We start from the raw sequence: 17,790 nt of genomic DNA on the forward strand, positions 1-17,790 counted from the left end.
TTCCTTCCGGAGGGGTTCGATCGCTCACTCCCAAATGAGAGCGCAGACCATTACGAGAGTCACTCTAACCACTCGCACACCAACTGTCTACTTTTAACTCATTGATCACTTATGTCTCATCAATCACACTAGTAACACACCCCCTGGGGTATGAAGCTTGATGTGGGCAGGGACTTATCTCCTGACTACCGCCCGCCCCGGGGCCGCGACGCACACCGCGCGGGATGCGCCGCCGAGGGCGACAAATGGCAACTGCCCGGCCCCACGGGGGGCCGGGCAGTTCGCGCCGTGACGCCGGCTTTGTCCGCCGGCTTCCTCAGCTGGCCTGCGCCAGCTGCGCGGTGTCAGGACACCGGAACGGTGGTCGGAAGCGCGGGACGGGCGCCCGCTTCATCGACGTCAGCGGGCGCGGACACGCGAGCGGGATCGCCGGTGCCGGAGTGCGCAGCCCCTGCAACCGGAACAGAGGTGACGGAGGCGGGTGACGAGGCGGCACCGATCTCCTGAGGAGCGCGAGCGACGGTGCCCGTGACCGTGGTCACGGGCTGACCGTCACCGTCGACGATCACGGTGACAGGCGGCATCACCATCTGGCCGCCGAAGATCGTCTTACACAGACCCTCGTCCAGCGAGCCAGTCCGACCAAGGAGTTCAGTGCCCCTCCCCTCGCCCGCCACGATATCGAGCAGGTTCGGGAACGTGTCCAGGGCGGAGGTGACGATGTCGAACACCCCGGCAGGGATCCCGTCGATTCCGAACAGCGGATAGAACTTGGCGACCGAGCCACCCAGGTCCGGCAGATTGCACACCGCGCCGTCCTCAGGTGCCAGGTCGGGAAGACTGCTGTCGCCGCCGCCCGATCCCGCGGAGCCGCTACCGCCACCGGGGGCCGGATCACCGTCCGGCTGGCCGGGCCCGTCCTCCGTATCGGGATCCGGTTCGCCGGCCGAATCCACGGCGAGCGATCCGCCCGCGAGACTCCCACCGAGCAACCCCTCAACCGGAAGCGAACCGGAATCGGAGCCGCCATCCTGCGCGCTCACGACGGGGGCAGAGAGTGCCGCCAGGGCGAGCGCGGCAGCGGAGGCGGTGACGACCTTGCGGGCGAACATGGCTGGCGGACTCCTTTATGGCAGTGCAGCGATGGGCGACGACTCATGTCGAGCCCGGGAAGCCCGAGGGCCGGTGACGACAGGAGAAGCCTATCGCGCCGGTCCGACAACCGGTCTCAAGCGCACTACGGTCCCGCGAAGTCGGCCGCTCCGCCGGCCGACGTCACTCGCCCAGGCTTCCGGCGCCCGTGGTGAGCAGACCCAGGAGCGCGGTCGGCGCGATGGGCAGCGCGGCGGCCGCCCCCTGGAGCTGAGCGTCCGCCGGCGCCCCGGTCGTCGCGGCCGCTCCCCCGTCCGCGGCGGTCGCCCCGCCCTGCCCACCGAGCAGCCCCGGCGCCAGAGTGCACAGCATCTCCCCCGCCGAGCCGAGGTCGCCGAACGGGCCGTCCTCACCGAGCACCGATGGCAGCAGGCCCACGACCGCATTGACCAGCACCATCACCAGGCCGGTGGAGGCGGAGTCCTCGTCGCCCATAGTCGGCAGCAACTGTGCCAGGGACGACCCATCGGCCTGACCGCCACCGAGAACCGAACACAGGTCGGGAGTGGTCTCGGCCCCGTCGCCTCCGGTGCCGCCCTCGCCGTCGCCTCCGGTCCCGGTGTTGCCACCGGTGCCGTCGTTGTTGCCGTCATCGTCGTTGTCGTTGTCGTTGTCGTTGTCGACTCCCGTTCCGTCGCCACCGCCTTCTCCACCGATACCTTCGCCGGAGCCGGGCTCCTCGGCGGCGCCACGCGCCCGCTCACCGGGGACGGCCGAAAGCGTCGGCTCGACCTGCGTGGCCGGCCCGGTGCCGGCGGACGGGTCCGTCGTCTCAGACGGAGCGGAGGTGACGGTCGGGTCCGTGGCCCCCTCTGCGCCCTCGGTCACGGTGATCGTGACCCGCTGCGAGCGCGAGACGTCCGCGTTGGAGACCGTGACCAGCACGTCGTACTCGCCGGCCCGCGTCGGGGTGCCGGAGATGACCCACCCGTCCTGGGTGAGACCGTCAGGCAGGCCCGTGACCGTGACGGTGGTCCCGTCAGGGATCGTCCCGCCCGCGGCCTGCGCCACCACGGGCTCCAGATCCAGGTTCACCTCGGTCCCGAGGGGCATCTCCTGGGCCGCGCCCTGTGCGGCAGCGTTCTGCGTGAGCTGGATCCCCTCGGCCCCGACCTCCGCCGGCGAGTTGACGGCGGCCACCGTGCCGCCGCCGACCACGGCGAGCGCGGCGAGCGCACCCCCGAGCACGAGGGAACGAGAGCGGGGGACGGTGCGGTCAGGGCGTCGCTGGAACATGAGGCCACCTTGTCGTCGAGGAGTGGACGTGACGCGACCGGGAACACCCAATCACACAGGCACCATACGTCACATATGTCACACTAGCCACAGGGTTCGCGGTGGGCCGACCGCTTACATCTCTTTCCGATGACCTCCGAACGCCCAGCCGTCGGCCCTGACCAAGAGACCGCCGGTAACATTCCACGATCCGCCGCCGATCAGGACAGAAGAGGCGTTGACGGGCGCGAGCGGCGTCGCCGTGCCCGGAGAAGAGAACGTGATCTTCCGGACTATCCGAAGTCTTTAACGCTTCAGTGGTAGCCATCCTTTGACAGAACTGAGACACTATCGTTATGCGAAATCGGGTGCTCCTGTCCGCCGGCGCAATTGCGCTGCTGGCGGCGTCGTGCGCGCAGCCGGAACCGCAGGTCCTCTCCGAGGCGCCCCGGTCCGCCTCCGCGGCCGAACTGACCTCTCCCAGTCAGACCACTGAGGAGGAGGCTCAGCCGGGCCGTTTCATCGCGCGGTGCGCCACCGAGGCCGACGGCGGCACTCCCGGTATGACGTTCTTCACCGACGGATCGCAGAACGTCACCGACCACTGCCTCAGCCGCTACTACATCGGCGTACAGCCCGCGCCAGGCGCGCTGTACGTGCCGGACGCCGACGCGGGCAGCCTCGCGCCGACGCGCGAGAACCCCGTGTCGGAGACGACCGACTCCTACCAGTGGACGCCCGCTCAGCCGCGCACCGACGCCGGCCCCGAGGGAGTCACCGACGAGGACCGCGACCAGCTCGAGGGCGAGGAAACGACCTCCGAGACGGACGACCCGGATTCCGAGTCCACGACGCCCACCCCCGGCGAGACGTCGCCCACCACGCCGCCCTCGACTTCGCCCGGCCCGACAGACCCCACGGAGCCCACCCAGCCCGGCGAGACCACGCCTGGCACCGGCAACCCTGGTGAGACCGAGACCTCGCCCACCGCGCCGGGATCGTCTGAGCCGGGCCGGCCGACCGAGGTCCCCACCACCACCGGGGCCCAGCAGAGTCGACCCGCGGCTCCCCCGACCTCGGTCGAATCGGCCGGCCCGACCGGGCCGTTCGGTTCGCTCGGGTCTCACGGCTCCTACGCTCCGGTCCCGCGTTAGTCCGCGGCCGGCCCAGAGAACCCGCTGTCGCGGCTCGCCCATCGTGAGTAAGGGTGTGCGGATTGTTTGGTGCGGATCTGACGGTGCTGAGATGACAGGACCGGGCCGTCCCCCTGCGGGGGCCGGCCCGGTCGCCTGACAACTGCGGGCTACCGCCCGACCGCTACGACGCGCGGGCTCATGCCTCGTTCATGCGCCGGCGCAGGTCCTCGCGCTTGACCCGGCGCCCCTCGTCGACAGCCGCGATGTCCGAGTTGATCTGGGAGCGCAGCTTGCTGAAGATCACCATCGACAGCGGCAGTGCGATCACGACCGCGATGATCGCGGCGACCAGGACCGGCACCTGGGCACCCGCCAGGTAGCCGATGCCGATGACCAGCAGCGCCAGGGCGAGCACCAGCAGCAGCCGGACTATCGTGTAGAAGATCATGTTCCGCGCCAGACGAGCACCGGGAGAGTCCAGCTTGGGCGTCTCCCATTCGGCAGCCGACTCACCCTCGGAGGTCTCCGCCGGGTTTACTGACTCATCTCGCTCGCTCATGTCTCCCAGGATACGTATCGTGGTGTGAAGGAGGTTCGAGTGATCTGGCTGTTCGCACTCATCGGAGTGATCACCGTGGCGATTCTGCTGTGGCGGGCCTTCGGCCCGGGCTCACGGCCCGCTCCCCCGCGCGTGATCGCGCCTGACGACGACCCTGACTTCCTCCGGGACCTTGATCGTCGTAAGCCGCTCGATCCCTGACCCACGTCGGGATATCGGGCAGAACTCACAACGACGTCGGGCGTGCACTCCGCAACCGCGGACTGCACGCCCGTCCCCTCACTCGCCGCGCCACTCGGGCGTGCGCTTCTCCAGGAACGCGGACATGCCCTCCTGCGCGTCACAGGTGACGGCGTTGGTGGCCATGGTCTCCGCCATCGCACGGTAGGCATCGTCCTGGGGCAGGTCGATCTGCCGGTAGAAAGCCTGCTTGCCGATCTCCAGGGTGAGTGGGCTCGCGTCAGCGATACGGGCGGCGAGTTCATCGACACGGGCGCGGAGCCGGTCCGCCGGGACGGCCTCGTTGATCAGGCCCCAGTCGACGGCGGTCGCCGCGTCGATCGTCTCGCCGGTGAGCAGCATCTGCATGGCGCGCTTCCGCCCGATGTTCCGGGAGACCGCCACCATCGGGGTCGAGCAGAACAGCCCGATCTTCACCCCCGGGGTGCCGAACCGGGCCGAATCCACGGCAACCGCGAGATCACAGGTCGCCACGAGCTGGCAACCGGCGGCCACCGCGTGGCCCTGGACCTCCGCGATCACCGGCTGGCGGATCGCCTGAACGCTCTCCATCAGTTCGACACAGGTGGTGAAGACCTCCCGCTCCTGCTCCAGGGTGCGGTCGACCATCTCACTGATCTCATGCCCCGCCGACAGTGCCGGGCCCGACCCGGTCACCACGACGACGCCGCACGAGGGGTCCCCGCCGAGATCACGGATCGCGGCGGTCGCGTCCCGCATCATCTGCAGGGAGAGCGGATTGCGCCGCTCGGGGCGGTCGAGGATGACGCGCGCGATCGGACCGCTGCGCTCGACACGGACGTAGGGGGTGTTCACCGTGGGCCTCCGGTAAGGGGACGAGGAGTCGTTTCCTCGGTTCTACCCTCGGCCACCACCTGACGCGGCGAAAGGCGCGGACTACGCCCCCGTCGCGGTGGCGTGCTGCCCGTCGCACCACTGCTCCGCGGGGACTCCGACCTTGACGTCGTCGATGTGCTGGCCGCAGCCGTCCCAGGTGGTCTTGCCGCAGACGGTGCAGGTGACGGGGTAACACATGGTGATCTCCTTGTGATCGTGTCGACTTCTCCCATGGCCTGCCCGACACGGTATCGCGCCGACCGAACCATCGGACCATATACCCCTTAGGGTATGTGCAGGCGGGCGCCCACGCTACCTGCCGCCCCTGGGATACGCCTCACACCGGGTGGCCGATCGCGCTCAGTGGGCCGGGCGCCACTCCTCGTCCACGCGCGGCGTGGCCTCACGCAGACGGTCGGTGTACGCCACGCAGTCGTCCCACTTCGGCAACCGACCCGCCGCCGCGACGTCCAGCAGGCCCGGGGCGCCGCGATCGCGCTCGCTCATGACGTGGTCGATGGGCGTGCCGTCCAAGGCCATCGAGGGCCAGTCGATCGCGATCTTGGGGTCGAAGGGGTCGATCACGTGCTCGGCACCGGGCCGCCACCCCTCCGAACACAGGTACATCACCGTGGACTGCGGCTCGAGCGAGAGGAAGCCGTGCGCTACGCCCTCGGGGACGTAGACCGCCCGCTGCTCGGTCGAATCGAGGATGACGCCCGCCCACTCACCGAACGTGGGTGAGCCGACCCGGACATCCACCATGACGTCGAAGACCGTCCCCGATGGGCACAGCACGTACTTGGCCTGACCCGGGGGGACCTCCGCGAAGTGCAGACCCCGCAGCACCCCCTCGCCGGACACGGACACGTTGACCTGGGCGAGGTCGAAGCGATGGCCGGTCATGCGCCGGAACGCAGGATCGGTGAACGCCTCGTGGAACGCGCCACGGTCGTCCGCGATCTGGCGAGGGGTGATTTCCCACGCCCCCGTCACACTGAGTTCGCGAAGCTGCACTGACGGTCCCGCCTTCCCGAGATCGAGGACGTCCCCGTGCGGGGACGCCGACCACCCTAACCCCGCATCGCGTCGACGATCTGCGCAGCCGTCCACTCGCCCAGCAGGAGGCAACTCATGGCGTCGTCGTGCAGCGCGGTGTCCTCGCGCCACCCGGTGACGACGAACTGGAAGACGTAGGTGGCCTCGGAATCGCTCCACCCCACGATCAGGCTCGAGGTGGCCATCTCCCCCGGCTCGGCGGTGTAGGTGCCGCGCAGGTAGCGGTAGACACTGCGGACGGCGCCGGCGGTCTCGTCACCCTCGCCGGCGACCTGCTCGAGAAGGGCCCAGCCGGTCAGCGCGTCGGCGGTCGAGACGATCATCTCGACGGCCTGCTCGGTCGGCATCGGCGGGGACACCCGCGCGCAGGTCGCCACCGCGTTCGGCGAGAACCCGTCGCGGTGCGCGCCCGGGTCCACGTAGATCACCGCGGACGGCTCCGGGGACTCGATGCGCTGCCACGGCGGGTTGTCCACCCAGGTCAGCGGCTGTGCGGCCACCGCCATCGGCGGGCTCGCCTCGAGGCTGCGCCCGGTGGAGGCGCAGAACTCCTGAATAGACGTCATCTCAGCCCTGCAGTCCCGCGCCGACCATGTGGGCGCCTCCGTCCACGACCAGCGTCTGGCCGGTGATCCAGTGCGCATCGTCCGAGAGGAGGAACGCCGTGGGGCCGGCGATGTCGTCCGGCACCCCCAGCCGCCCGGCCGGCAGCGCCGCGGACATGGCCTCCTCGCGGCCGTCGTACAGCGCCTCGGCGAAGCGGGTCTTGACCACACCCGGCGCGATCGCGTTGACACGCACCGCCGGGCCGACCTCCACGGCCAGTTCCTGCGTCAGCCGCATCACCAGGGCCTTGGTCGAGCCGTACCAGCCGATCCCCGGCGACGGCGCCATCCCGGCGATCGAGGCGATGTTGACCACCGCGCCACCGCGCTCGCCCAGCCCCGAGTGGTACACCTTCTGGGTCCACGCCAGGGTGCCCAGCGTGTTGACTTCGGCGATCTTGCGGGCCGCCGACAGGTCGAGGTCCACGGTCCGCCCGAACACCGGGTTGATACCGGTGTTGTTGACCAGGAAGTCGACCGGCCCGAACTCGGACTCCGCCCGGTCGACGGTCTCGCGCTGATGGTCCTCGTCGTCGCTCTTCCCGGCCACGGCGACCACCCGCCCCGGCGCGTCGAGCTCGGCGAGGGCCGCGTCCAGCCCCTCCTGACCGCGTGCGGTGATGACCACCGAGGCGCCCTCCGCCAGGAGCCTGCGGGCGATCCCCAGGCCGATGCCGCGGCTTGCGCCGGTGACGATCGCGGTCCGACCGGCGAACCGATCAGGAACTACCGGACCCGTACGGGGGGAGGGAAGAGGGGGGTGTGTCACGGCCGACTCCTTGCGACGTCAGTGTCTGGTGGCTGTTCACGCCCAGCCTAGAGGGCAGCGCGCGGTCGTGATCGCTCGGTTCGCGACGGAACACGCCGCACGGAATGTGCCCGTGCGTCCCGCCGTCCGGGCCCTGCCGCGCTAAAGTCGCCACCAGGTCCCAGCCGGCCGCCCCTCGGGCGGCTCACGAAACCCAGGGGGTGCCTGTGTCTCCACTCGCTCCACGCGACGCGTCGGACTCACCGGTGTGCTCTGTGCTGGACGTCCCGGGCCCGCGGTGGTTCCGCCCGGGCGATCCGATCTGGCGCGTGCATGGCGACGCGGCCACCCCGCTCGGCGTCACCACGGCCCTGCTCATGTTGCTCGCGAACCCGGCGTTCGCCGCGATCATCGGGTCCGGCAGCGCGGCCCGGAACCCGTGGATCGTGGACGACTACCTGCACGACCTGGTGGAGATCACCACGTTCGGGACGGTCGACGACGCGATGGTGACCATCGATCACGCCCACCGGGACCGCAGTTCGCTCAGCGGCACCACCGAGCACGGCGACTACTACTACGGCGCCGACCCGGAGCTGGCGTGCTGGGCGCAGGCCGCCACCGCCTGGTCGCTGCTCGCGGCGTTCCAGCGTTTCGCCGCCAAGCCCCTCACCCCGGCGGAGTCGGACGAGTACGTCCGCCAGTGGGCCGGCATCGCGCACCTGCAGGGCGCCAGCGCGTTCCCCACCTCGGCCCGCGAGCTCGAGCAGCTCCTACGCAGTTCCCGCGACCGGGCCCGCGCCACCACCGCGGGTCGGCGCGCGGCCCGCCAGCTGCGGGAGAACGCCAAGGCCTGCCCCGGCGTCGCCGAGAACTCGGTCACCGCGCACCGCTCCTGCACCACCGTGGTGGATGCCGCCGCCAGCCTGGTCCCGTCCGACGTCCGCCGCGCGCTGGACCTGCCGCATCGACCCATGGACCGCAGCGCGGTGTTCGGCCGGATCTCCAAGGCGCACCAGGGACTGAGTCTGCCGCGGCTCACCACGCGCGCACCGATCGCGGCGCCGTCGGCAATGCGGGTCCGCCCCGCCTGACGGCCGGCCGCGGCGGTAGCTGCTCACCGTGATCCGTCGCCGTCCGCCGGGAGAGAGTGTTGTGAGAACGACGACGAGGTGCCGCGTTGGCCGAGAGCGACCTATTCGCGCTGCGACGCCAGAAAGGACACCCCCGGGAAGAGGTCCCGTCGCCAGTCCCGCATCGGCGCCAATCCGAGCTCGCCCCACGAGGTGTCCGCCAGCACGGAGAACCTCGGGCGGGGCGCGGGCCGGGGGAACTCGTCACTCGAGCACGGACGCACGCGCTCGGGGTCGGCGCCGAGGTACTGAAATACGGTCCGGGCGAGATCGAACCAGGTTGCGCGGCCGCCGCCCGTGACATGGTGCGTGCGGCCGCGGGCGTCGACCCGTCCGGCCTTCTCCGCGGCGAGCAACATCAGCACCTGATCGGCGAAGGTCGAGACGTACGTGGGCGAGCCCCACTGGTCGTTCACCACGTTCAGCGTCTCGCGCTCGGACTCCAGGCGGATCATCGTGGCCACGAAGTCGCTTCCCGGCTGGTTCTCGATCACCCGCCACACCCCGGTGTAGAGCCAGGCAGTGCGGATCACCGTCGCCTCCGGCAGCTCCTCGTACACGGCCCGCTCGCCGGCGAGCTTGGTACGGCCGTAGACCGTGACGGGAGCCGTCGGGTCGTGGGGCTGGAGCCCGGGCGCGGTCGCCGGGTCGCCCCCGCCGGGCACCTCGCCGGAGAAGACGTAGTCGGTGCTGATGTGGATCAGGCGGATACCCCGCTCGCGGCACGCCGCCGCCAGTGCCCGCGGGCCGTCGACGTTGAGCGCGGTCGCGTCCTCCTCATCGGACTCCGCGCCGTCCACGTACGTGTACGCGGCCGCGTTGACCACCACCTCCGGCGCGAGACGATCGAGTGCAGTCGCGATGGAGCGGGGGTCGGCGATGTCGAGCTCGCCCCTCCCCGGGGTCACGGCCTTGCCCCGGGCGAGCCCCGCCAGCGCCCGCCCGAGCTGGCCGCGGCCACCCGGAACGAGGATGCGCGGCAGACCTCCCGGGCTGGAGTCCCAGGGCCCGCTCGAGCCTGCGACGGCCGGTTCGGAGCCGTCCCCGCCCGCGGCCGACGTCACGACCGCCTGCCCTTCTCGCGACGGAGGATCTGGAGGAGGTAGGAGCCGTAACCGGATTTGACGAGCTCCCGGGCGCGTTCGGTGAGCTCGTCGTCGTCGATATATCCCATCCGCCACGCCACCTCCTCCGGGCAGCCGATCTTGAGACCCTGACGGTCCTCGATCGTCCGCACGTAATTTCCCGCGTCGAGGAGGGAGTCGTGCGTACCGGTGTCGAGCCACGCGGTGCCGCGGGGCAGCACCTCCACCTGCAGGCGACCCTGCCGCAGGTAGTGGCGGTTGATGTCGGTGATCTCGTACTCGCCGCGCGCCGACGGCTTCAGTGCGCGCGCCACCTCCACCACGTCGGCGCTATAGAAGTAGAGGCCCGGGACCGCGAAGTCCGAGGCGGGGTTCTCCGGCTTCTCCTCGAGGCTGACGGCGCGCCCCTCGGCGTCGAAGTCGATCACGCCGTACTCCTGCGGGTTCGAGACCTGGTAGGCGAACACCGCGCCGCCGTCGACCTGCGAGAAGCGGCGTAGCCGGGTGCCCATGCCGGGGCCGTAGAAGATGTTGTCGCCCAGGACGAGCGCCACCGGCTCGTCGCCGATGTGGTCCGCGCCCAGGACGAACGCCTGCGCCAGGCCGTCGGGCTCGGCCTGCTCGACATAGCTCAGGGAGATGCCGAACTGTTCGCCGTCGCCGAGCAGTCGGCGGAACCGGGGCGCGTCCTCGGGCGTGGTGATGATCAGGATGTCGCGGATCCCCGCCAGCATCAGCGTGGACAGCGGGTAATAGATCATCGGCTTGTCGTACACCGGCATGAGCTGCTTGCTGGTGGCCGACGTGAGCGGCCGCAGCCGGGTACCGCTGCCGCCGGCCAGGATGATCCCCTTCACAGCACTTTCTCCGTGCTCGCGTACCTGGCCTCGACGCGTGCCTTGACCGGCTCCCACCAGTCCCGGTTGGCCGTGTACCAGTCGACGGTCTGCTGCAGACCCGCGCGCAGATCGGTGTGCCGGGGCGCCCAGCCCAGCTCCTCCCGGGTGGCACTCGCGTCGATCGCATATCGCAGGTCGTGGCCGGGCCGGTCCGTGACGTGGTCGAACCCGGGATCGCCGTCCGTTCCGGTGACGTCCATCAGTTCACAGATCGTCTGCATGACCTGCAGGTTCGACTGCTCGCCGTCGGCGCCGATGAGGTAGGTACGGCCGAGTTCGCCATCCGCGAGGATCCGCAGTACGGCCGAGTTGTGGTCGTCGACGTGGATCCAGTCCCGCACGTTGGCCCCGCTCCCGTAGAGGCGGGGGCGACGACCGTCGAGGATGTTGGTGATCTGCCGCGGGATGAACTTCTCCACGTGCTGGTACGGCCCGTAGTTATTGGAGCAGTTGCTGATGGTGGCCCGCAGCCCGAAACTGCGCACCCAGGCGCGGACGAGCATGTCGGCGCCGGCCTTGGTGGCCGAGTACGGGCTCGACGGGTTGTAGGCCGTGGCCGGGGTGAACTTAGCCTCCTCGTCCAGCTCCAGATCCCCGTACACCTCGTCGGTCGAGACGTGGTGCAGGCGGACGTCGTGACGGCGGCACGCCTCGAGAACCGTGTAGGTTCCGACGATGTTGGAGTGCACGAACGGCCACGGCGTGGCCAGCGAATTGTCGTTGTGGCTCTCGGCCGCGAAGTGCACCACGGCGTCGCCCGGGCCGGAGAGCTCGGCGACCAGCTGGTCGGTCACGGCCGCGTCCGCGCAGTCCGCCTCCACCAGATCGACGCGAGCCGTTCCGCCGGGCCCCTCCCCGAGCAGGTCGGCAAGGCTCGCGCGGTTGGCGGCGTAGGTCAGGGAATCGAGCACCGTGACGTGGGCCGACGGGTACTCGCGGACGACGGTGCGGACGAAGTTGGCGCCGATGAACCCGGCTCCCCCGGTGACGACGAGGCGCATGTGTGCAACCCTACCGCTGCGCGGCCTCCGCTCCGGCCATACCCGCGTCGCGGCCCGCTCCTTCTGGTTCGCTCAACATCGCCTGGTACTCGGCGATCATCGCGGCACGTCTGCGTTCGCGCGCGACGAGCGCGCGGGTGTCGCGCGGGGTCACCCGGATCGACTCCGCCGCCGGGATGCCAGCCCGCAGCTGGCGGACCCGGAGCACCTCGGCGTCGAGGCGCGCCCCGTAGACCACGGCGATGTTGACCAGCCACAGCCACAGCAGGAACACGATCACCCCCGCCAGCGAGCCGTAGACCTCGTTGAAGTTACCGAAGTTGACGACGAAGAAGCTGAATCCGGCGGTCGCCGCAGCGATGATGACCAGCGCCGCGGCCGCGCCGAGCGAGATCCAGTGGAACCGGCGGCCGGAGACGTTGGGCGCGAACCGGTAGAGCACGGCCAGCGCGACGATCGCGGTGATCAGGGTGGCCGGCCACTTGGCCAGCTCCCACACGGCCACGGCCTCGCTCCCCATCCCGATCCACCCGCCGACGGTCGCGGCGACCGGCCCGGTGAATGCCAACGCCAGTCCGCCGAAGGCGACCAGCACGATGAGCAGCGCCGTCAACCCCAGCCCGGCCGGCAGCACACGCCACAGTGGCCGCCCCTCCTCGACGCCGAACACCCTGTTCATGGCACGGCCGAGCGCCCAGACGTACCGCGAGGACGACCACAGGGCGACCGTCGTACCGACGATCAGCGCGAGCCCCGCGGTGGGGGCAGTGACCAGCGATTCGACCGGGGCGCGGATCGGGTCCAGGATCGCCCCCGGCGCCACGTCGGAGAGCATGTCCATCACGGCGTCGACGGTCCGCGAGCCCTGGCCGAACACGCCGAGCAGCGAGATCACCACGAGGATCGCGGGGAACAGCGAGAGCACGCCGTAGTACGTGAGGGAGCCGGCGAGATCGGGGCCGCGGTCGCGCAGGAACTCGGAGATCGAGCGCGTGAGCACCAGCCATACGACGCGCAGTCGTCTGCGGATCGCCGTGCCGGTGTCACCTGGGGTCATGCCCCCGATTGTCGCCGCTGCGGGGCCCTTCGCCGGTCAGCCGCGCCACGCCGACAGCCAACACCACCGGCCGCACCGGGCAGCGCAGCAGCGGTGTGCGACCCCGCCCTCGCCGGCAGGCGCTGGAGCGGATGCCGGGGGGCCGGGTCGGGTTCAGCCGTGTGCGTGTGAGGCCGGCCGGTCAGGTGCGGTTGCGGGCCTGTTCGGCCTGGGCCTCGCGGCGCACGTCAGCCGCGTCGTCGATGGTTTGCTGCCGCTTGTCCTCGGCCTTGTCGCTGGCCGTGGTGTCCCGCGGCGGCAGCTGGATGGCCTCCTCGGCGTGCATGCCGGCCTGCAGTTCGCGGGCGCGCTCGACCTCGGCGTCGACCTCGGCCCCGAAGAGGAACGCGTTGTTGGTGATCCAGAGCCAGAGCAGGAACATGATGACGCCGGCGAGCGAGCCGTAGGTGGCGTTATAGGAGCCGAAGTTGGTCACGTACACCACGAAGGCGCCGGTGGCCACGGCCCACACGAGCAGCGCGACGATCGCGCCGATGGAGATCCAGCGGAATTTGGGCTGCCGGACGTTGGGCGCGAATCCGTAGAGGACGGCCAGGATGACGACGACGACGAGCAGGAGCACCGGCCACTTGGCGATGTTCCACACCGTGACCGCGGTATCACCCAGTCCGATCAGGTCGCCCACCCAGGCCGCGATCGGCCCGCTGATCACCAGGAGGAGCCCGGCGATGCAGATCAGGACCAGGATGACGGCGGTCAGCAGGAGCATGGACGGCTTGAGCTTCCAGAAGGGGCGGCCCTCCTCGACCTCGTAGACCCGGTTCATGGCCCGGGCGAACGCGCCGACGTATCCGGAGGCCGACCACAGGGCACCCGCGATACCGGCGACCAGCGCGAACCCGGCCGCCGGGGTGGTGACCAGCGAGTCGATGGGCCCACGGAGGGCGGCGAGCGTCTCCTCGGGCGCGGCGCCCTCGAGCAGCTCCATCACCGCGTCGACGGTGGCCTGGCCCTGGCCGAACACACCGAGGAGGGAGACCACGGCCAGCAGGGCCGGGAACAGGGACAGCACCGCGAAGTAGGTCAGGCCGGCCGCCTGGTCGGTGCACTGGTCGCGGGAGAACTCACCGACAGCCCTCTTGATGCCGATCTTCCAGGCCGAGCCGGTGAGCGACGTCGGCGAGTCGGGCTTGCCCTCGTCGGGGTCGGTGTCCGGGTCGGGCCGGTCGGTGTTGTCGTCATCTCTGATCGTGCTCATACCGGCGACCTTTCCACCGACGAGTCCCGAGCGCATCCGCCACGCTGGATTTCCGAGCCGATCAGCTACGGATGCTGCGGGGATTACATCCGGCGCCGTCTGCGTTAGGCTATTTGATGTCACGTCACCTAAGTGTCACGTCAATCACACCTACAGACCCCGATCGAAGGAGCACCCCATGAGCCTGTCCAATGCCATCCTCCGCGGAATCACCGGCGCGTTCGTCCTCAACTCCGGCTGGAGCAAGCGCGGCATGCCCACCGAGGCCGCTGCGGGACTGCAGGGCTTCGCCGCCACCGGCGTCCCCGCGGTAGCCGAGATGGACCCCGACACCTTCGGCAAGTTCGTCGCCTACTCCGAGATCGGCATCGGCGCGGCGCTGTTGACGCCGATCGTGCCCAAGAGGGTCGCCGGCGCGGCGCTCGGCGTCTTCTCCGCCGGCCTGCTCTCGATGTACTTCCGCAACCCCGCCATGACCGAGTCCGACGGGATCCGCCCGAGCCAGGAGGGCATGTCCCTGTCGAAGGACGCCTTCATGCTGGCGATCGCCGGCGCGCTGGTCACCGACAAGTGACCCCCTGACGCCACCCGGCGTCGTCCACCTGGCAGCAGCGCCCGGTCCGGCCCCGCACCCGCGCGGCCGGGCCGGTTCTGTTCCCGGCTCACTCCTGAACTTCTCCCGCTGACTCCCATTCGCGTTTGATGCGGCGGGACTTCCGCGAATGCCGGACCGCCACCACCGCGATCGCCACGCCGACCAACAGCGGCACCCACACCTTCGAGTATTCGAGCAGGAACTCGACCCAGCCCGGGACGTTCACCTCGGGGAGGTTGATCGTCGGGAGAGAGATGTCCGGCCACGGAATGCTTGGTAGTGAGATGTCGGGCCACGGGATATCGATGTCGGGTATCCGCTCAGCGATCCAGTCCAGGATCGGGCTCAGCAATCGGCCGATCAACGGGAGCAACACGATCATCGCGATCGCCCACCCGGATTTACCCACCCCCGCAGCAACCGGATAGACCACCCGCTTCCACGGGGAGGCGGCGATCGCTTCGAGGCGGGTTTCGGCCGCGGACCCCGGCGGCGGATCAAAGTGAACGACCTCGCTGCCCTCGCGGAAGGTCACCTGGCGGACCGCCGTCGCGAACGCGCTGCTGCGCATCTGTACCCGCGGGCCCGAGAGCACCGAGAGGTTGCCGGTGAACTTCCCGCGGTCGGGCGGATCACCGGAGATCGAGACCTTGTGATTGCCGACCTGGTGGGCACGGGCCACCACGTCCCCGTCACGAAGGAGGACGTACCCGGGAGTGATGGGCGCGCTGTCGTCTACGTCAGTGTCGTCGTCTTCCTTCGTCTTGCGAGGAAAACCCGGGTCGACCGTGCGCAGCTGCGCCGGGCCGCCCACCGCGACCTCGAGCGTGCCGTGACGCGGATGCACCAGGCGCCAGACCTCGGGCCCCGGACCCGTGCCGGCGGTATCGCCCCGGTTCGTCGGTTCCTCGTCTCCGTGCGCGGCCACAGCCGAACCGTACCCAACGGGTCCCAATCGCGGCACAGCAAGGCGGACGTCCGCTCGCAGCCATGAGGCTGAACAAGGAACTGAAAGCCAAGTTCACGCCCGCCCGACCCCAGAGCCCTCTCCTGCTGCGAGTCGTCGAGCCAGAACGCCGGGCCGGCGGGCGCTGGTCGTGGGCGGCCTCCCGGCAGGGCCCCGCAGGGCCTTGACCTGGGCTGCCCTGAAAGGGGCGTTCAGGGCACCGCAGGTCAGCGGGTCCGACCGGTGCCACCCCCCCTCACCGCCGAATCTGTCGCGAGCCGAGCCGAGTGTGGCCGTAGGCTCAGCCGGCCACGGAGGCGATCGCCTTGAGGATCGCATCCGCGAGGTCGGCGCGACACACCACGAGGTCCGGCAGGTAGGTCTCGGCCACGTTGTACTCGAGCGGGTCACCGTTCACCCGCAGCGCGACGAAACCGCGGGCCAGCGCGACCCCTGCCGGAGCGGCCGAGTCCCACTGGTACTGACCACCGGCGTGGATGTAGGCGTCGGCCTCCCCGCGCACCACGGCCGCGGTCTTGGCGCCGGCTGAACCCAGCGGGACGAGCTCGCCCCCCACCGCGCGGGCGACCGCGTCCGCGAAGGCCGGAGGTCGCGATGCCGAGAGGACGATGCGCGGCCGGGAATCCGTGCGAGGGGCCAGCAGGCCACCGCCGTCCACCCCGTGATTGCCGGCCGGGTCGGCGTAGTTCTCGTCGTCGTCGACCCCCAACACCACCCCGAGCGCTGGCAGCGACACCGCTGCGGCGGTGAGACGCGACCGCGCCGGGTCTCCCGCGCGCTCCCACAGCGCGACGTGCACGGCCCAGTCCGGCCGGTCGCCGAGCCCGTACTCGCGGGTGCCGTCGACCGGGTCGATGATCCAGACGCGATCGGCGTCGACGCGCGCGAGGTCGTCCTTCGATTCCTCCGACAGCACCGCATCGCCGGGGCGCTCCGCGGCGAGCCGGTCGAGCAGCAGCGTGTTGGCGCGGCGGTCACCGAGATCGCCCAGTTCCCGGCCAGTCGGGCCCGACGTTCGCAACTCGACGAGCAGGCGCCCGGCCTCCGCTGCGAGATCGACGGCGAGCTGCTGGTCCGGGGTACGCGTGGCGGTCATGCCCCCAGCCTAAGAGGCGGGCCGAAACGGCGGACGCCAAAGGCGTAGACAGATCGGTCTAGACAGAGCCTGTCTCTTATGTCTACTGTTCTAGTCAACTTGATGAAGTCACTACCTTGAAGGACCACCCGTGAAGACACTCATCGTGCTCGGCGTCGTCGGCGCCATCGCGCAACTCATCGACGGGTCGCTGGGCATGGCCTACGGCGTCACGTCCACGACGCTGCTGGTCGCCGCCGGAATCGCGCCGGCGGCAGCCTCGGCCTCCGTGCACTTCGCGGAGATCGGCACCACGCTCGCCTCCGGAATCTCCCACCACAAACTCGGCAACGTGGACTGGCGGATCGTGCGCATCCTCGCAGTCCCCGGCGCGATCGGCGCCTTCGCCGGGGCGACCGTCCTGTCGAGCCTCCCCGCCGATGCGGCCACCCCGGTCGTCGGCGCGATCCTGCTCGCGCTGGGCCTGTACGTGCTCTACCGCTTCCTCGCCCTGGGCGGACGACGTCCAGAATTCCGCGGCCGCGTCCGCACCGGTTTCCTCGTGCCCCTCGGGCTGGTCGGCGGCACGCTCGACTCGCTCGGCGGCGGCGGGTGGGGGCCGGTCGGCACCACGTCTCTGCTGTCCTCGGGCCGGGTCGAGCCGCGCAAGGTCGTCGGATCCATCGACACCTCCGAGTTCGTGGTGGCCGTGGGTGGCTCGCTCGGCTTCCTCGTGGGGCTGGGCGCGGCGGGTATCAACTGGGGCTACGCCGCCGCGCTGCTCATCGGCGGCGTGCTCGTGGCGCCACTCGCGGCCTGGCTCGTCAAGCATCTGCCCGCGCGCGTGCTCGGCACCGCGGCCGGCGGCCTGATCGTGGTGACCAACTCCCGCACCCTGCTGCTCTGGGCCGACACGCCCTCGTCCGCCGTGACGCCGATCCTGGTCGCCCTGGCCGCCGCGTGGATCGCCGGGATCGTGTGGGCGGTGCGCGCCGAGCGGCGCGTCCGGGACCGCGGCGCCGTGGAGAGCGGGGCCGGAGAGCGGGACGACGACGACGCCGTCGACGGGACCACAACCACCGCGGCCGGACCCGCCCTGGACGAGGAAACCGACCCCGCCCGCGCATGACCCTGCCCGACGCGGGCCGGGGCGCCCCACTCCCCTGCCC

20 protein-coding genes are annotated in these 17,790 nt (G+C 70.4%); 5 read left to right on the forward strand and 15 right to left on the reverse strand.

Features of this window, described 5'->3' with window-relative positions; genetic code table 11:
* Nucleotides 1-344: 344 nt before the first annotated feature.
* Nucleotides 345-1,112 carry a hypothetical protein gene (locus tag K3888_RS00955; protein ID WP_230928351.1) on the reverse strand — a complete coding sequence of 256 codons (768 nt, stop codon included), beginning with the start codon at nt 1,110-1,112 and terminating at the stop codon, nt 345-347.
* Between the two features lie 163 nt (nt 1,113-1,275).
* Nucleotides 1,276-2,388: a putative Ig domain-containing protein gene (locus K3888_RS00960; protein WP_230928352.1), complete on the reverse strand. Its 1,113-nt coding sequence runs from the start codon at nt 2,386-2,388 to the stop codon at nt 1,276-1,278.
* Nucleotides 2,389-2,723: 335 nt separating this feature from the next.
* Between K3888_RS00960 and K3888_RS00965 the strand changes: the two genes are divergently transcribed.
* Nucleotides 2,724-3,521, forward strand: a complete 798-nt coding sequence (locus K3888_RS00965; protein ID WP_230928353.1) for a hypothetical protein — start codon at nt 2,724-2,726, stop codon at nt 3,519-3,521.
* 178 nt (nt 3,522-3,699) lie between these two features.
* Here the strand turns inward: K3888_RS00965 and K3888_RS00970 are convergent, their stop codons facing one another.
* Nucleotides 3,700-4,062, reverse strand: coding sequence for a DUF4229 domain-containing protein (locus tag K3888_RS00970; protein WP_230928354.1), 363 nt, complete (start codon nt 4,060-4,062; stop codon nt 3,700-3,702).
* Nucleotides 4,063-4,101: 39 nt separating this feature from the next.
* Here K3888_RS00970 and K3888_RS00975 point away from each other — a divergent pair, with 39 nt between their 5' ends.
* Nucleotides 4,102-4,263, forward strand: a complete 162-nt coding sequence (locus K3888_RS00975) for a hypothetical protein (RefSeq protein ID WP_230928355.1) — start codon at nt 4,102-4,104, stop codon at nt 4,261-4,263.
* A 78-nt stretch (nt 4,264-4,341) separates the two neighbouring features.
* Here the strand turns inward: K3888_RS00975 and K3888_RS00980 are convergent, their stop codons facing one another.
* From K3888_RS00980 to K3888_RS01000, 5 genes are all read right to left on the reverse strand, one after another.
* Complete coding sequence (locus tag K3888_RS00980; protein ID WP_230928356.1) at nt 4,342-5,118, reverse strand: enoyl-CoA hydratase; 777 nt, start codon at nt 5,116-5,118, stop codon at nt 4,342-4,344.
* Between the two features lie 81 nt (nt 5,119-5,199).
* A complete protein-coding gene (locus K3888_RS00985; protein ID WP_230928357.1) occupies nt 5,200-5,337 on the reverse strand; it encodes a DUF8730 family Cys-rich protein in 138 nt (45 codons plus the stop codon).
* Nucleotides 5,338-5,499: 162 nt separating this feature from the next.
* Nucleotides 5,500-6,156 (reverse strand): dTDP-4-dehydrorhamnose 3,5-epimerase family protein, encoded by a 657-nt coding sequence (locus K3888_RS00990; RefSeq protein WP_230928358.1) that lies wholly within the window; start codon nt 6,154-6,156, stop codon nt 5,500-5,502.
* A 56-nt stretch (nt 6,157-6,212) separates the two neighbouring features.
* A complete protein-coding gene (locus K3888_RS00995) occupies nt 6,213-6,764 on the reverse strand; it encodes an LpqN/LpqT family lipoprotein (RefSeq protein ID WP_230928359.1) in 552 nt (183 codons plus the stop codon).
* A 1-nt stretch (nt 6,765) separates the two neighbouring features.
* Nucleotides 6,766-7,572, reverse strand: coding sequence for an SDR family oxidoreductase (locus K3888_RS01000; protein ID WP_230928360.1), 807 nt, complete (start codon nt 7,570-7,572; stop codon nt 6,766-6,768).
* A 254-nt stretch (nt 7,573-7,826) separates the two neighbouring features.
* Here K3888_RS01000 and K3888_RS01005 point away from each other — a divergent pair, with 254 nt between their 5' ends.
* Nucleotides 7,827-8,645, forward strand: a complete 819-nt coding sequence (locus K3888_RS01005) for an oxygenase MpaB family protein (protein ID WP_230928361.1) — start codon at nt 7,827-7,829, stop codon at nt 8,643-8,645.
* A gap of 101 nt (nt 8,646-8,746) precedes the next feature.
* Here the strand turns inward: K3888_RS01005 and rfbD are convergent, their stop codons facing one another.
* From rfbD to K3888_RS01030, 5 genes are all read right to left on the reverse strand, one after another.
* Nucleotides 8,747-9,667: a dTDP-4-dehydrorhamnose reductase gene (gene rfbD / locus K3888_RS01010; RefSeq protein WP_230928657.1), complete on the reverse strand. Its 921-nt coding sequence runs from the start codon at nt 9,665-9,667 to the stop codon at nt 8,747-8,749.
* 77 nt (nt 9,668-9,744) lie between these two features.
* Complete coding sequence (gene rfbA / locus K3888_RS01015) at nt 9,745-10,626, reverse strand: glucose-1-phosphate thymidylyltransferase RfbA (protein WP_230928362.1); 882 nt, start codon at nt 10,624-10,626, stop codon at nt 9,745-9,747.
* A complete protein-coding gene (gene rfbB, locus K3888_RS01020; RefSeq protein ID WP_230928363.1) occupies nt 10,623-11,669 on the reverse strand; it encodes a dTDP-glucose 4,6-dehydratase in 1,047 nt (348 codons plus the stop codon). The genes rfbA and rfbB overlap by 4 nt, the downstream gene beginning before the upstream one ends.
* A gap of 10 nt (nt 11,670-11,679) precedes the next feature.
* On the reverse strand, nt 11,680-12,726 hold the full coding sequence (locus K3888_RS01025; protein ID WP_230928364.1) for a YihY/virulence factor BrkB family protein: 1,047 nt from the start codon (nt 12,724-12,726) through the stop codon (nt 11,680-11,682).
* 181 nt (nt 12,727-12,907) lie between these two features.
* Complete coding sequence (locus K3888_RS01030; protein WP_230928365.1) at nt 12,908-13,984, reverse strand: YihY/virulence factor BrkB family protein; 1,077 nt, start codon at nt 13,982-13,984, stop codon at nt 12,908-12,910.
* A 178-nt stretch (nt 13,985-14,162) separates the two neighbouring features.
* Between K3888_RS01030 and K3888_RS01035 the strand changes: the two genes are divergently transcribed.
* Entirely contained in the window at nt 14,163-14,558 is a 396-nt protein-coding gene (locus tag K3888_RS01035) for a hypothetical protein (protein WP_230928366.1), read from the forward strand.
* A gap of 88 nt (nt 14,559-14,646) precedes the next feature.
* Here the strand turns inward: K3888_RS01035 and K3888_RS01040 are convergent, their stop codons facing one another.
* Together K3888_RS01040 and K3888_RS01045 are read right to left on the reverse strand one after the other, a co-directional pair.
* Nucleotides 14,647-15,507: a hypothetical protein gene (locus K3888_RS01040; protein WP_230928367.1), complete on the reverse strand. Its 861-nt coding sequence runs from the start codon at nt 15,505-15,507 to the stop codon at nt 14,647-14,649.
* Nucleotides 15,508-15,826: 319 nt separating this feature from the next.
* On the reverse strand, nt 15,827-16,642 hold the full coding sequence (locus K3888_RS01045) for a 3'(2'),5'-bisphosphate nucleotidase CysQ (protein ID WP_230928368.1): 816 nt from the start codon (nt 16,640-16,642) through the stop codon (nt 15,827-15,829).
* Nucleotides 16,643-16,772: 130 nt separating this feature from the next.
* On the opposite strand from K3888_RS01045, the gene K3888_RS01050 reads away from it, so the two are divergent.
* Entirely contained in the window at nt 16,773-17,750 is a 978-nt protein-coding gene (locus K3888_RS01050) for a sulfite exporter TauE/SafE family protein (RefSeq protein ID WP_230928369.1), read from the forward strand.
* The last annotated feature ends 40 nt before the right edge of the window (nt 17,751-17,790 follow it).

This window comes from Dietzia aurantiaca, assembly GCF_021033825.1.
Classification (GTDB): Bacteria; Actinomycetota; Actinomycetes; order Mycobacteriales; family Mycobacteriaceae; genus Dietzia; species Dietzia aurantiaca.

Coding starts and splice junctions, on each gene's coding strand:
- K3888_RS00955 (WP_230928351.1), bottom strand. CDS start 1,112: ATGTTCGCCCGCAAGGTCGTCACCGCCTCCGCTGCCGCGCTCGCCCTG.
- K3888_RS00960 (WP_230928352.1), bottom strand. CDS start 2,388: ATGTTCCAGCGACGCCCTGACCGCACCGTCCCCCGCTCTCGTTCCCTC.
- K3888_RS00965 (WP_230928353.1), top strand. CDS start 2,724: ATGCGAAATCGGGTGCTCCTGTCCGCCGGCGCAATTGCGCTGCTGGCG.
- K3888_RS00970 (WP_230928354.1), bottom strand. CDS start 4,062: ATGAGCGAGCGAGATGAGTCAGTAAACCCGGCGGAGACCTCCGAGGGT.
- K3888_RS00985 (WP_230928357.1), bottom strand. CDS start 5,337: ATGTGTTACCCCGTCACCTGCACCGTCTGCGGCAAGACCACCTGGGAC.
- K3888_RS00995 (WP_230928359.1), bottom strand. CDS start 6,764: ATGACGTCTATTCAGGAGTTCTGCGCCTCCACCGGGCGCAGCCTCGAG.
- rfbB (WP_230928363.1), bottom strand. CDS start 11,669: ATGCGCCTCGTCGTCACCGGGGGAGCCGGGTTCATCGGCGCCAACTTC.
- K3888_RS01025 (WP_230928364.1), bottom strand. CDS start 12,726: ATGACCCCAGGTGACACCGGCACGGCGATCCGCAGACGACTGCGCGTC.
- K3888_RS01030 (WP_230928365.1), bottom strand. CDS start 13,984: ATGAGCACGATCAGAGATGACGACAACACCGACCGGCCCGACCCGGAC.
- K3888_RS01035 (WP_230928366.1), top strand. CDS start 14,163: ATGAGCCTGTCCAATGCCATCCTCCGCGGAATCACCGGCGCGTTCGTC.
- K3888_RS01045 (WP_230928368.1), bottom strand. CDS start 16,642: ATGACCGCCACGCGTACCCCGGACCAGCAGCTCGCCGTCGATCTCGCA.